The following is a 14807-nucleotide window of genomic DNA, read 5'->3' as shown; positions in this document are numbered from 1 at the left end:
TGAGGACTGCCAGGTGTCCGGATGGAATGGCGTCGGATCGAGATCAGGGCTGGAGGGCCGGGATACGGGTGTGATACGAGTCACTAATACATCAGTGGTACAGCAATTCTACATGTCACAGAACGTGCCGAATATTACTAAATTCACGCCGTAAGACGCCAAGCTGTGCAATTATTTCGAAGCTGTCTGATTTTCAATGACAACTATCGAGACACGGTGTATTAATTTTTCGGGTGTAGCTGTCGTAAGTAGTAGGCGAGCATGGCGCAAGGGCCGGCGCCAGTCTGTCGTGGCTCATCCCAAACCCTCCGTGAGCAACCAAAGTAACCGTAGGAATACAGGGAAAAGAGGTGCGTTGCCTCTGAAGTGTGGCGTTTTTTGCGAAAATAATGCATATTTTAAAAAATGTTACAGCCCTTGGGTTCCCTTTCGAACCGCAACGCCAGGGGCTTATGGATAGGGGGCTTCGTGCGTGAGAGTTACCTGCTCGCACTGTGCCTGACGCTTGCGGGCGCACTTGTAGCGATATGCTGGGTCTTCGTACGCAGGGAACGCCTGCTGCGTCAACGCCTGACGCGCGATGAACTGACCGGGGTCCTGAATCAGCAGGAATTGCACCGGCGCGCCCGTGCCTGGCTCAACGATGCCGAGGGCCGTTCGCGCCGCGGCGCTTTCTTTCTGGTGAGCTTCGAGCAATACGCCGAGATCAGCGCCATGTTGCGCGCCGGCGAAGACCAGGCTCTGCTGGTGCAGGTGGCCAATCGCCTGGGCCTGATCTGCCGGTCCATGGGCGGCATGGTGGCGCGTTCGGGGGCGGATGCGTTCACGGTCTGCGCACCCGACGTGGATGAGGCCGGAGCCGCTCAGGTGTCGGCCAAGCTGCTGGAGGCCCTGAGCGTGCCTTACGAACTCGGCGGGCGTCCCCTGATGGCGATGTTCCGCGTCGGCGCTGCCCTGTATCCCGAGCATGGCCGCAGCGTGGAAGAACTGCAGCGCTGCGTGCAGGTCGCCTTGCTGCCGCTGAAGGAGCGCGGCGGGCCGGGCTGGAACCTGTTCGATTTCCGCATGCTGGCGCGTCAGCGCGACCAGCAGGGGCTGGAGAACGACCTGCGGCTGGCGCTGACCACGCCGGACATGGATCAGTTCGAACTGTATTACCAGCCGGTCTGTGACAGCGGCACCGGCATGGTGCAGGGCTGCGAGGCGCTGCTGCGCTGGCATCACCCCGTGCTCGGCAGCGTCTCGCCCGCGGTGACCATCGAATTGGCCGAGCGCAGCGGCCTGATCGTGCCGCTGGGGGCCTGGATATTGGAGCGGGCATGTACCCAGGCTGCGTTATGGCCGGCGACCTGGCGCGTGCATGTGAACCTGTCAGTCAAGCAGATGAACGAGGATGGCCTGGTCGAACTCGTGTCGAATGCGCTTGCGGCCGCAAACCTTGCCCCGCGCAAGCTGGTGCTGGAAATCACGGAATCCCTCTTCATCCTGCACTACGAACGGCACGTGAAGATCCTGAACACGTTGCGGGCGATGGGCATCGGTGTGGCGCTGGACGACTTCGGCTGCGGCTATTCCAGCCTGAACCACCTGCGCTGCCTGCCGATCGATTGGGTCAAGATCGACCGCAGCTTCATCTCAGCGCTGGAATCCGACGCCGGCAGCCGCGAGGTGGTCTCGGCGCTGTTCGGCCTGTGCCAGGCGATGCATCTGCCGGTGGTGGCCGAGGGCGTCGAAACCGAGGGCCAGCGTGAAATCCTGAAGTCGCTGGGATGCCGGGTCATGCAGGGTTTCCTGTTGGGACGTCCCGCACCGGCCTCCGAAATCCAGGCTTTGGCCTCGGCGGTGTCATAATCGGGGTTGCTTGCAAACCCCACCTGTTGACTCCCTATGCCCGGCAATACCCTAGGTACCCTCTTTACCGTCACCAATTTCGGCGAATCCCACGGGCCAGCCATCGGTTGCGTCGTGGACGGCTGTCCTCCGGGGCTGTCGCTGGATGCCTCCGACATCCAGCTCGAACTGGACCGTCGCCGTCCCGGCACGTCGCGCCATGTTACGCAGCGCCAGGAAGCCGACCAGGTGGAAATCCTGTCGGGCGTATACGAGGGAGTGACCACGGGTACGCCCATCGGCCTGCTGATCCGCAACACAGACGCGCGCAGCAAGGACTACTCCAACATCGCCGACACGTTTCGACCGGGCCATGCCGACTATGCCTATTGGCGCAAGTTCGGCGTGCGCGATCCGCGCGGGGGCGGCCGTTCTTCGGCGCGCCTGACGGCGCCGACCGTCGCGGCAGGTGCCATCGCCAAGAAATGGCTGGCGGAGCAATACGGCGTCAAGGTGCGCGGCTACATGAGCCAGTTGGGGCCCATTGCAATCCCCTTCGATTCCTGGGAAGAGGTTCCCAATAATCCGTTCTATGCGCCCAATGCCGCAGTCGTGCCCGAACTGGAGGCCTACATGGACCAGTTGCGCCGCGACGGCGACTCTGTCGGCGCCCGGATCGAGGTCGTGGCCGAGAACCTGCCCGCGGGCTGGGGCGAACCGATCTATGACCGGCTGGACGCCGACATCGCGCACGTCATGATGGGCCTGAATGCCGTGAAGGGCGTGTCGATCGGCGCGGGCTTTGACAGCATCGCTCAGCGCGGCTCGGAGCACGGCGACGAAATCACTCCGGACGGTTTCCTGACCAATAACGCGGGTGGGGTGCTGGGCGGCATTTCCACTGGCCAGCCAGTCACCGTTTCGCTGGCCATCAAGCCTACCTCCAGTATCCGCGTCGAGCGCCGCTCCGTGAACCGCGCCAATGACCCGGTCATGGTGCAGACGCTGGGTCGCCATGACCCTTGCGTCGGCATCCGCGCCACGCCCATCGCTGAGGCGATGCTGGCGCTGGTCTTGATCGACCACGCCTTGCGCCACCGCGGCCAGTGTGGCGATCCGGTAGTCTGATACGCTGTTGCTCTTCGAATTGCCTGGGAGGTCTGCCATGAACCGGAAACGTCTTCTGCTGCGCAACGCGGGTGCAGCGCTCGCGCTGGCAGCCCTGGCGGGCTGCACGGGCATGAATACCACGCAGTCGGGCGCCATAGGCGTCAACCGGACCCAGTACATGTCCAGCATGGTGCCTTCGCAGGCGCTGGAACAGGAAGCGACCCAGCAGTACGCCGACATACTCAAGCAGGCGCAGGCCAAGGGCCTGCTGGACCGCGACCCGCAACAGGTGGCGCGGGTCCGCACCATTTCCCAGCGGCTGATCGCGCAGGCAGGAGTCTTCCGGCCTGACGCCGCCAGCTGGAAATGGGAAGTGCATGTGCTGTCCAGCAACGAGATCAATGCCTGGTGCATGCCGGGCGGCAAGATCGCTGTCTACACGGGCCTGCTTGGCAAGATCAAGCCCACGGACGATGAGCTGGCGGCGGTGCTGGGCCATGAGATTTCGCACGCCTTGCGGGAGCACGCGCGCGAACGAGTGTCCCAGCAGATGGCGACCAATCTGGGGCTGTCGGTGCTGGCGATCGCCACGGGTTCTTCCGCGGCGTCCGACTTGGGCGGACAGTTCACCAGCGTCATGTTCACGCTGCCCAATAGCCGCACGCATGAAACCGAAGCCGACCGCATGGGCGTGGAGCTTGCGGCCAGGGCGGGATTCGATCCGCGCGCCGCCGTGACGCTGTGGCAGAAAATGGGCGCGGCCGACCAGGGCAGCGCACCGCCCGAGATCCTGTCGACTCACCCGTCCGCCGCATCGCGCATCAGCGATCTGCAGGCCGCAGCCCAGCAGGTGCTGCCGCTGTACGAACAGTCCAAGGGCAAAGCCTCCCGCTGAGGCTCTAGCGGCGGCCGTGACTATTACGGCCGCCTCGATCCGCTGTCTTATGCCGCGGCTGTCTTGACGCCGGGGCCGCGCATGACGGCGATGCCCAGCCTGGCCAGGATGCGTTGGGTTTCGGCATCCGGGACATCTTCTGCATAGACCGCTATCTTCAGGCCGCGCGCGGTTTCCAGCACCGATGCCGTCAACTGCTGGCTGCCGGGGCTTTGGGACATTCCGCCGACGAAGCCGCCGCCCAGTTTCACGTACGACAAGGGCAGGGTGTGCAGTTGCGCAACTGCGCCGAACTGCTGAGCCAGGCGGCGCACGCCGATATGCGTGCCGAACTCCGAGGCGACGCGGGCCAGCGTGGCGATCTGCTCGTGGCATTCCACCAGGCCGTGCGCATCGATTTCCAGGTACAGGCGCCGCGCCAGAGACCGGTGTTCGGTCAGCAGCAGCGCCAATTGGCGGAAGAACTTCTGGCCCCGCAACGAGGGCAGAGCCACCCGAACAGCCAATTCGCCAGGGTTGGCGGCCAGCCAGTCCAGTCCCAGGCTCACAGCCTCCAGGTCGCAATCGGCCACCAGATCCAGACGCACGGCCGGCGGGATGAACAGCGTGGCGGGTATCGGCACCTGGTCGGCCGCGGTTCGCAGCATCAGCATCGCTTCGGTACGGACGGTGCTGCCGTCGGTGGCTTGCAGGGCTTCCGTGGCCAGCTCGAAGCGGTGCTCTTCCAAAGCGGATTGGATCGCGTCCTTCCAGGCGCGTTCGCCCGATTCCGAAGGCGACTGCATGTCGGTCGCGCCAGCGATCACGACATGGTCATTGCCGGCGCTTTCCGCCCGCATCAAGCCGAAGTCCAGGCGGGCAAGCACCGGCCCGGCCTGGCTGCCGTGGCCATAGTCGGTCATGGCCTGCGCCCAGCGGCACAGATGTCCTTCACCCACGGGGATGCGGGACGCGTGCAGGTCGGCGCGCACCTGCTCGGCCACCATCATGGCCTGCGGCGCCGCGCAGCCGGGCAGCAGCAAGGCGAAATCCGAGCCGTTCAGACGGGCCAGCAGGGGCGATGCCACATGCATGCTCTTGAGCGTGCCGCGGATGCGTTCGCAGGCCGTGCGCAGCCATTGGTCGATGAACTCGCGCGGCATATGGCGATTCAGGTCCGCCAGGTCGCGCTGGCGGAACACCAGGACGTGGCCGCCGTCGATGCTGCGGCCGGTCGTGAGGGCAGGGGCCTCCAGCGCGCGGCGGAACTCGTTGACGAAGTACTTGCGGTTGGGCAGGCCCGTGACCGGGTCCTGGTTCAGTTCCAGTTCCAGCGATTCGATCTTGGCGTTCTGTTCTTCGACGCTGGCATGGATGCGTTCGCGGGTCTGGTTCAACGCCTGCACCACCCCGGACAATTCAGGCACGCGGGCCTCGACCTGTTCCGTCGGGGATTCCTGGCCGATGCTGCGCACGTGGTCGCTGATCTCACGCAACAGGCGGTTCTTGATCCAGCCCACCAACATGAAGGCGAACACCGCCCACAGGATGCCGGCGCCCACCACCAGGGCGATCATCTTGAGGCTGCTGCGCCACAGGGCTTCCCAGGCATAGGCGTCATTGGCGATCAGCGTGACCTCGCCGATCTGGCGCCAGCCGTCGCTGACGGCATGGCTGGCCGATTGCGTCGTCAAGGGCGCCAGCGCCTGAAACCAGGCGGGGACCGACGCCGCGGTAGCCGTGGATTTCCGCTCGATCAGAACCTTGCCTTCCGGATCGCTCAAACGCACCAGCGAGAAATGCCCGCCGTCGTACAGCGCCGACACCAGCAGCTCTTGCACGACCGGGTCGTTGTTCGCCGGCTGCGACAGCGACAGCGCCAGTGACACGGCGGCGTCCGTGCTTTGCACTTGCAGTTGGCCGGACAGGTACTCCCGGGCGGAATTCACGCTGAGCGCGAGCGTGCCCAGCAGGATGACGCCGATGGCGAGGGTAACGCTGAGCAATAGCTGTCGAAGTATGGACATAGTCTTATTTCCGGACATCAGGGGCGCACGCCTTCCCGTTCCATGCGTTGAAGTAGATCACGCCAGCGGCTGAGACGGTCAACCGGCGCGGCGGGCTTGCCGTCCACATAGACGCCGTCCGCATTGAAACTGAATACCGGCGTCAGGTCGCGGCGCTGCGTGGCGGGCAAAATGGTCGAGATCAGGTTGTCCAGCACCAGCGGCACGGCGTTGGGGGTTTCGTAATAGCCCAGCACCATGTGGGCGATCTGGGTGCTGCTGGCCGCGCCGCCGATGCGCGCGCGGACGTAGATGAAGCGCAGTTTGTTGGCAGGCACGCCCAGCGCCAGCAGCGTGAAGTACTTGCCAATGACGTAGTCTTCGCAATCGCCCGCGCCCCTGCCCAGCGATTCTAATGGCGTGGCCCAATAATCGGCCTGTTTCCAGATGGTGATGTCCTCGCCGGACATCAGGGAGCGGTTCCAGAAATCATTGGCCTGTGTCAGTGCGCCTTTTTCCTGGGCAGGGGCGGGGCTGCGCATCAATTGCAGCCATTCCGAAACCGCCTTGGAGCCTTTTGCGCCATAGCGGCTGGCCGACAGGCTTTGCAGCCGGTCGGCATTCACTTCCAGGGCGGAACTTCCGCCCCAGCCGCAAGCCAGGCATAGCAAAGCCAATCGGCACAGATTCAGCGTGCGGCGGAAACGGCGGGACGATGGCATGAAACGGATTTTCACATTTTTCCGGGCATCTTAGATGCGCCCTGGGAAAAAATGCGTCATGCAGGTCGGGGGAGGGCCGCTGCGGGCCGCCCCTGGGGCTATTGCCTAACCCTGGTCAACGATCAGCTTACCCTTCTGCAGCAGGTCGTTGATGATGGCCTGATTGTTCATGAACTGGCCGTAGGCATCGTGGGTGAGGTCGACGTTTTCTAGCACGATCTTCTGATCCGCGCCCTGGGTGCCAAGCTTGCCCTGGGTGTTCACGTCGATGACCGTATGGTTGCCGTCCTTGCTGAACGCCAGGTAGTCGGTCAGGGGGCCGTCGTGCTCGCCGACCAGCAGTTCCTGCAGATCCAGGATATCGCCGCCGTCGGCCGGCCTCTGAATCGAGAAATCCATGACCCTATCCACTGCTGGGGCGTCTGTGGTGCCTTGGTCGTTGAGCGTCCATTTGAACGTGTCGCTGTTGTTGTCGTATCGGATGCCATTGCCGTCGCCATGCAGCAAGTCATTGCCCATGCCGCCGATCAGGACATCACTGCCAGCGTCGCCTTCCAGGCAGTCATTACCTGTGCCGCCCGACAGGATGTCGTTGCCATAGCCGCCTTGAAGCTCGTCGTTGCCGCCTTGGCCGTAGAGGATGTCGTTGCCCCAGCCGCCATAGAGTACGTCTTCACCGCCGCGTGTATCGCCCTGCACGTCGAGGGTGTCGTGGTGTTCCGAGATGAATTTATGCAGATCTGCATCCGTCGGCTGCGTGCCATTCTTCAGGAACAAAAACTGTTTGAGCGCCCACAGACCAGATCCGTCGAGCTGACCTTCTGGCCTGGCCGGGTTGCCATCGATGCCCCAGGGCAATCGATCGGTGTTGATCGTGTCGCCGAACAATATGTCTGAGCCGTCATTGCCGATGAGGATGTCGTTGTCCAACGGAGCCAGTACAAGGTTCGGTCTACTTCCGGCTTCGGCTTCCCGACCTGCCGGATCCCGCAAGGTCAGCCAGCCAGCAGGATCTGGGGGAGGGGGAGGTACCACCAGCACGCCGCCTTGGTCGCCCAGCATTACGTCGTTGCCGTTGCTGCCCTTCTTCAGGTCGGGCTCCCTGCTACCGTTGTCGTTGTCGCCGACGATGAAATCGCCCACATTCAGTTTGAATGTACTTTGATGCGACGTGTCCTGCCCGCCGTTGGCGGTACTGCCGGTGTCCTTGATTCGGAAGTTGAAGGACGAAGCGTCGTCGTTGCGGTAGTTGGCATCGCCCGCATGGAAGACCAGTCTGCCGCTGGCCAGATCCTCTGCACTGATTTCCTGGCCTGGTTTGATCGCTTTGCCGTTCAGGAGCAGCCTGCCATCCAAGGGTAGCGAGTCGATGATCAACGACTTCATCGAATGGGCTTCCCCTGGATCGGAGAATGGAAAGTCGTCCAGACCGAACGTGTAGCGACTGCGAGCCACGACGTCGCCGAGGGCGTCTTGCGAGATCGGGGCATCGCTGACGGACAGAATTCCAATGTTCAAGGTGGATGAGGTCGTGACCGTGCCGTCCGTTACGGTGTATGTGATCTGCGGGACGTTTCCGTTCCAGTCTGAGTCCGGTATGAACACATAGTTGCCGTTGGTTTTCACTTGGATTGAGCCCAGGCCTATCACGTACGCAGTGATGTCGGCGGAGTACGTTGTGCCATTGAGGGTGAACGTTGTGACATTCAGCGCGTTGTTGTCGACATCGACTGCCCCGATGAGTACGTTGCCGGATGCCGCGTGGTCCTCCAATACTTGGTTGTCGTGTGCCTGGAGGATCGGCGCGTCGTTGGCGCCCGTGATTTCAACGGTCAAGGCCGCCGAGCGGGTACCGCCTTCGCCATCGGAGACGGTGTAAGTGATCGAACTGTAGATTTTCTCGCCGGCGCCGAGGTGTTGAAAGGCAGTGTCTGGGTCGAAGCCATAGGAGCCATCTGCGTTCAACGTGAAAGTGCCGCCATGGGAGCCCGCGATGGCGACGCCCACGTTAGCTGCGTTGCCGTTGACTTGCGTTACGGTAAGCCCGTCGCCGTCTGGATCCCTGTCGTTTGCCAGTACGCCATTTTGGGCACTGATTTGCAGGGTCGAGTCCTCGCTGGTAGCGCCCGCGTCGTCAACCGCGACGGGCGCGGGATTGGCGATGGCCCAGTCGAACTTCTGCGAAGTTGTTGCGCCAGAGGGATCCGTGGCGGTAACGGTGATGTTGTAGACGCCGAGACTGCCGCCCTGCGAGGCCGAGCGATCGATATCGCCGGCAATGATGCCGGTGTGCGGATCGATGCTGAGACCGGGCGGCAAGCCGGTTGCGGTGTAGGTAAGCTTGTCGCTGGCGTCCGGATCCGAGAAGTGGCCGGAGATGTCATAGCTCACGTGGGTCTGGGCGTCGAGGCTGGAGGTATCGGAAATGGCAGTGGAGACTGGCCCGTCGTTGGTGCCGGTGATCGTCACGACGGCGGTTGCTGTGGACGTGGCGCCGCTGGGATCCGTGACGGTGTACGAAATGGTGCTGGTAGTGGTTTCGCCTGCGGCCAGGCGGTCAAACTCGTTTCCCGGCGTGTAGACGTAGCTCCCGTCAGGCAGAACGGTGAACGTGCCGCCATTGCTGCCCGCGACCGTAACGCCGCTCGAGGTCATGGGCCTGCCGCCGACCGACGCTATTGCTAATGGATCGCCGTCTGGGTCCGCGTCGTTCGCGAGCAGGTTGCCGCGCACCTGATGGTTCTGATCACCCAGTCCTGCATCGTCTCGTGCGGCGGGCGCATGGTTGACGCTGACCGGCGTTGGTGTCTCGTCGTCGTTGCTGATGGCGCCAGTGCTGGACATGCGAGGCAGTGCCGCATCGCTGCGACCGGGATTGGAATAGCTCAGATCAAGCGGACTGGTTGTTTCAAGAAGGCGCGCCAAACGGACGAAGCTGCTGCCACCGGCGCTACCCCCGCCTGCTACCACGGCGGCGGTGGGATCGAGTTCATCGAACAGATCGCGGCCATTGCGCAGGGCTGCCAGCAAACGTTCGGAGTCGGTGCCTTTGGGGGGCGTGAACGCCGCTTCGGACACATCGTCGAGCGTGCCGGTCATTTCGCTGGTCAGCGCGACCTCGCGGCCTTCGCCGATGATGATCGGCATGCCGTTTTCGACTTGAAGGGAAACCGTGGCGCCTGACGCCGTGACGACGTCACTGCCGGCAGGAACCTTGCTGCCGAGGTGCAGTTCGGTCAGGGATCCGTCGCCATGGCGCAACCACGCGCGACCGGAAATTTCGTTGACGATTGCGGGAGACGTATTGGCCATGTTGGTTCCCTCTTCAGGGCGTTATCCAAGATGGCCAGATACTAGATGTCGTTGCCGGGACTAGATACTGGCAACACTTATAGGGTCAAGCAGCAATGCAGATGCTAGGCGGGAAATGCACCGCCGGGAAGGCCGTTGCCGGCCTTCCCGGGGCTTGCTGCTTAGCTGTGGTCGACGTTCAGCTTACCCTTCTGCAGCAGGTCGTTGATGATGGCCTGATTGCTCATGGCCTGACCGTTCGCGTCATGGGTGAGATCAACGTTCTCCAGCACGATCTTCTGATCCGCGCCCTGGGAGCCAAGCTTGCCCTGGGTGTTGATCTCGACGAGCGTATTGTTGGAGTTGGCCGGATCCTGCTTGAAGTTCAAGTACTGCGACAGGTTGCCGTCCTTCTCGCCCACGAGCAGGTCCTTCAGGTCCAGCACATCCCCGCCGTCGACGACCGAGGCCTTCGAGAAGTCCTTGATCGTGTCGATCGCAGGCTGCGCCGTGGTGCCCTGGTCGCCAAGCTGCCACTTGAACGTGTCGCTGCCGCCGTCACCCCACATGGTGTCGTTGCCCTTGCCGCCGACCAGGATGTCGTTGCCGGCGCCGCCGTGGAGCTCGTCGTTGCCGGTTCCGCCATAGAGCTTGTCGTTGCCGTCATCACCCCACAGGACATCGTTGCCGCCCTGGCCGTAGATGATGTCGTCGCCCTTGCCGCCATGCAATTCGTCATTGCCGCCACGCGTGTCGCCAGCCGCATCGAACTGACCCGGATTCTGCTTGATGAACTCGTATATCCGTTCGTTCGTCGGGGCGACGCCGTCCACCGCCTTGAGGTAGTCCTTCAGCGAGTCGAGACCGCCACCATTGTGGGATCCCGCGGGATTGCCGGCCCACGCGAGGTGGTCGGTGTTGATCGCGTCACCGAAGATGATGTCGTTGCCGTCGCCACCGTAGACCGTGTCGTGGCCGACTTCGGCCGGATTGCTCGTGCTGCTGCCTCCCTTGAGAGCGGCCTCCAGGTCGTTGGCGGTGTTGACGATGTCAATTGCGCCAGTCTTGCCGTACACGGTTTGGTATCCCGAGGGATTGCCGAACCAGTCCCACCCGGTGGGCAGCCTGATCTGGCCATCGCCGGAGCTGTCCGTGTTATCGAAAAAGCGCAGGATGTTGCTGTCGATGCCGGTTCCGATGCCGATCCCGTGGACCTTGCTGGCGCCGTTGAGGGCTTTGAAGGCGTCGACGGCTTCCTTCATGGTGTTGTAGTCGGTATCGTTACCCGGTCCCTTGACGCTCCCTCCGTTGTTGTAGTACTGCGTCGGGTTGCCGTCGGTCAGGAAGAACGTCAGGTTTTCGAACTTCACCCCATTCGGGTTCGCTTTACCTTGGTCAGCAAACCATTTCACGGTAGCGTCGAACGCCGCCTCGTAGTTGGTGCCCGCGGTATCGCCGCTCGCAATCGTGAGTTTGTTGATAGCCTCGATCAACTTGCTCAGGTTGGCCTGCGTGAGGTTGTTGAACGTGATCGGATCTTGAGCATGGGTTGCGAAGCCGATCAGCGATACGTTGACGACGCCGTCGTGGTGCTCCAGGTCGGCGGCGAGCTTGACCAGCGCGTCCTTAACCAGTTGCATGCGGTTGACACCGGAACCGGACTGCGCGGACATGCTGCCTGAACGGTCCACCACCAGCGCAATGTTGTAGTTCGTGCCGGGGGTGACGTTCGTGACGTAGCCGCCCTGGTCCGCCAGGATGACGTCATCACCCGACCCGCCGTTCAGCGGCGGTTTGCCGCCGCTGCCGCTGTCGTCATTGCCATGGGTCACCAGGTGATCGGCGGAGATGACGAACTTGTGCTCGGTCGAGGTGTCGTTGCCGCCATTCGCCGTGCCGCCATTGTCCTTCACTTGGAAATTGAAGGAGCTGTCCTGCTTGTCGGCGCCCGGCGTGAACTTCAGCAGGCCTTGTTCGATGGCCGACTTCGGAATCTCCATGCCGGCCGTGACCGGCTTGCCGTTATAGGTCATCGTGCCGCTGGTGGGCGGTTGGGTGATGATGACGCTTTGCAGGCTGTTGCCTTCCGCTCCATCGTCGAAGCGGAAATCGTTCAGCGAGAAGACGTACTGGTTATCGCCAACTTCCAGGTTCGCGGAACCGTCCACGGTCGTGGGCGCGTCGTTGACACCATTGATGGTGATGGTGATGGTGCTGGTGGCCGAGCCGTCGGCGGAGGCGACCGTGTAGGTCTCGACGATGCTTTCGCCCGCCTTGAGGAACTGGATCGCGGCGTTGTTGACGTTGTAGGTATAGGTGCCATCGGGTTTCATTACGATGACGCCCAGCGCTCCGCCGGCATGCGTGCTGTTGGTGAGCTTGAGGGTGGCGGTGTCGAAGGTCGACTGGCCGGCATCGGGATCCGTGATCGTGACCGCGCCCTTGACGGTGAGATTTCCGCCCGTGACGTTCACATCTTCCGTGACCGACCGGAAGTCGTTGGTCATCACCGGCACGTCATTGGTGCCATTGATCGTGATGGTGATGGTCGTGGTGCTGAAGTCGCCGTCGGAATCGCGGATGGTGTACGAGAACACGTCCGAGAGCTTGTCGCCTTGCCCCAGTGCATTGACGCGCGGATCGCTGTTGTTCAGGGTATAGGTATAGGTGCCATCGGCGTGGATGGTGATCTTGCCGTACACGCCATTGACCTCGGCGTTGACGTTGCCTTCGATCGCCTTGTTCGCGTTGGCCGAACCCTTGGCCACGCCGACCACGGTGGTCACGTCGGCGCCCACGGCGTCCGCACCGGTGCCGGTGATGACGTTGCCGGTGGCTTCCAAGACCTTGTCTTCCGTCACACTGGCCGTGTCCGGCTTTGCCTCGGGCGCCGTGTCGGTGATCTGGATGATCAGGCTGCCGCTGCTGCCGTGGCCGCCAGCATTCTTGGCGGTCACGATGAAGTCGTCATGCACGCTGTCCTTGCCGTTCGAGTGATTCTGGGATTTCCCCTTCTCGGTATAGGTGTAAGTGAGCTTGCCGGTAGCTGGATCGTAGCCGGTGATCTTGAGCGTGCCCTTGCCCGTGGTCAGGCTGACGGGGTTGGCATTCGTCGCCTTGGTGACGTCCACGCCATTTACGTCGACGCTCACGATGCCCAACGCCGCGGAAATCTGCATCGTTCCCGTAACGGTGTCGCCGGTGGCTTCCGCCACCTTGTTCGTCGCGTTCGTAACGGCGGATTCCGCGGTGGAGGTCACGTTGAAATGCGTGTTCACCTTGTCGCCGTCGCCATCCGTTCCGGTAACGCCAACCGTGAAGTCCATCGGGCCGGCGGGAACGCTTTCCGTATAGGAGCCGGTCGTGAGGAAGGACATCTTGACGTTGCCGCCCGCGGTGACCTCGATACTATCGAATTGAGAGAACGAGGGGGTGCCCAGGCTCAACATCTCCTTCGTGATGTGGATGGCGCCAGTCGTACTGTTCACGGGTATGGGGATGACCTTGGAAACGCCATCGCTCCATATCGTGACATTGAGCGTGCCGCTTCCCTTGACTTCCGCGACATTCAGCGTGAAATCCGAGAGGGCTTTCTTGAAGTCCATGCGGAAGCTTTCGCCCGAGTCGAAAGAGGTGTTGCCAATTCCGAACGAATTTCCGTTGCCGAACGTGTTGGCGTTGAACGTCTTCCCGCCGCCGGCGCTCAGCGTGGCATAGCCGAGATCATAGGTGGTTTGGGGGTTGTTGCGGATCGAGGAGGCCAGGTCGATCGACTCGGTCGTTCCGGGCCGGGCTTCGTGCTGGGTGACGGTATAGCCACCCTCCGGATTCAGGGTCACCGTGAAGATCTTGGTCCCGTTGGGCGAGAAGATGTCGACCGAAGACTTGTTGAGCGCGCTGGTCGTCCAGTTCTGCGGCAGCTGACCGACAGACGACACGACCAGCGTGGCGCCCACGGCGTCGGCGCCTGTATGGAATTCCAAGGTACCGGTGGCGCTGGTGGCGGCATTCTCCATCACAGTATTGGTGACGGCGCCGAATTCCGGACTGTCATCCTCGATATTGATCGTGATGGTGCCGTTGCTGGTGGCGTGGCCATCGTTGACCTGCACGCCGATGCCCAGCTGGAGCACGTCCTCGACCGAGTTCGTCGGGTGATCCACCTGGCCCGACAGGGTAACGGTGTAGCCGCCCGCGTCGGTCATCGTGACGGTGATGACGGCGTTTCCGTGGAAGTCCTTGCCGACCAGGGTGTGGCCATTGTCCGACAAGGTCCAGACGACAGGTTTCCCTTGCGAGGTCAGGGCGTTGTCCGCCGGCTTGACCAGGGTGACGGTGTGGGTGTCCTTCACATCCAAATCGGAGATGGTCAGGTTGCCGGAGTAGGTGACGGCGTTCGTCGTATCCGTGGTGCCATTGCTGTCAGGTATGCCGTGCGGCAGGCCTTCTTCAGACAGGTTGATGCTGGCGCTGCTGATCGAGGGCAGATCGTTCGTGCCGGTGATCGTAATCGTCAGCACGGCCTCGCTCTTGTCGCCGTCGGCATCGGTGATGGTGTAGCGGATGGTCTCGGTCAGCAATTCGCCCGACTGCAGCCCCTGGACAGCTTGCAGGCTGTTGTTGAGCTGATAGGACCAGGTGCCGTCGCCATTGTCTACCAGCGTGCCGTACTTGGCATCGCCGGTAGTGATGACCGTCGTGACTGCATCGGCGCCGAGCGTGTCGTTGCCCAACAAGTTGCCGGAGATGGGGGCGGTCGTGCCTTCCGTGATGCCCGCCGTGTCGTTCTTGGCCTCAGGAGCGGTGTCGGTGATGAGCACGACCAGGTCGTCGGACTTGACCTGGTTGGCCGCATCGGTGACGGTGACGGTGAACTTGTCGGTGACGGAGTCGTCGCCGGCGGTGTGGTTCTTGGCCGTCCCGTCCTGCTGGTAGCTATAGGTGATCTTGCCGGTGGCCGGGTCGTAGCCAGTC

The 14807-nt window shown here is 62.5% G+C and carries 7 protein-coding genes; 3 read left to right on the top strand and 4 right to left on the bottom strand.

The window, feature by feature from the left end; all coding sequences use genetic code 11:
• The first annotated feature begins 468 nt into the window (after nucleotides 1-468).
• From AC1RHV_RS29760 to AC1RHV_RS29750, 3 genes are read left to right on the top strand one after another with little or no spacing between them, the layout of a single operon-like run.
• On the top strand, nucleotides 469-1851 hold the full coding sequence (locus tag AC1RHV_RS29760) for a putative bifunctional diguanylate cyclase/phosphodiesterase (RefSeq protein ID WP_054458572.1): 1383 nt from the start codon (nucleotides 469-471) through the stop codon (nucleotides 1849-1851).
• 36 nt (nucleotides 1852-1887) lie between these two features.
• Complete coding sequence (aroC, locus tag AC1RHV_RS29755) at nucleotides 1888-2958, top strand: chorismate synthase (protein WP_054458570.1); 1071 nt, start codon at nucleotides 1888-1890, stop codon at nucleotides 2956-2958.
• A gap of 37 nt (nucleotides 2959-2995) precedes the next feature.
• Nucleotides 2996-3835, top strand: coding sequence for a M48 family metallopeptidase (locus AC1RHV_RS29750; protein ID WP_054458568.1), 840 nt, complete (start codon nucleotides 2996-2998; stop codon nucleotides 3833-3835).
• 47 nt (nucleotides 3836-3882) lie between these two features.
• On the opposite strand, the gene AC1RHV_RS29745 is transcribed toward AC1RHV_RS29750, so the two are convergent.
• The 4 genes from AC1RHV_RS29745 to AC1RHV_RS29730 form a co-directional block, all read right to left on the bottom strand.
• Nucleotides 3883-5841, bottom strand: a complete 1959-nt coding sequence (locus AC1RHV_RS29745; RefSeq protein WP_119450725.1) for a bifunctional diguanylate cyclase/phosphodiesterase — start codon at nucleotides 5839-5841, stop codon at nucleotides 3883-3885.
• Between the two features lie 17 nt (nucleotides 5842-5858).
• Complete coding sequence (locus AC1RHV_RS29740) at nucleotides 5859-6542, bottom strand: transglutaminase-like cysteine peptidase (RefSeq protein WP_175162500.1); 684 nt, start codon at nucleotides 6540-6542, stop codon at nucleotides 5859-5861.
• Between the two features lie 105 nt (nucleotides 6543-6647).
• The gene (locus AC1RHV_RS29735) at nucleotides 6648-9854 is read right to left on the bottom strand and encodes a retention module-containing protein (protein ID WP_492302544.1); all 3207 of its coding nucleotides are present in this window, start codon (nucleotides 9852-9854) and stop codon (nucleotides 6648-6650) included.
• Nucleotides 9855-10015: 161 nt separating this feature from the next.
• A partial coding sequence (locus AC1RHV_RS29730; protein ID WP_492302542.1) for a VCBS domain-containing protein occupies nucleotides 10016-14807 on the bottom strand: 4792 nt, incomplete at its 5' end.

This window comes from Achromobacter sp. GW823-FHT04E03, from assembly GCF_058796095.1.
This window is presented reverse-complemented; position numbering and strand designations above follow the sequence as displayed.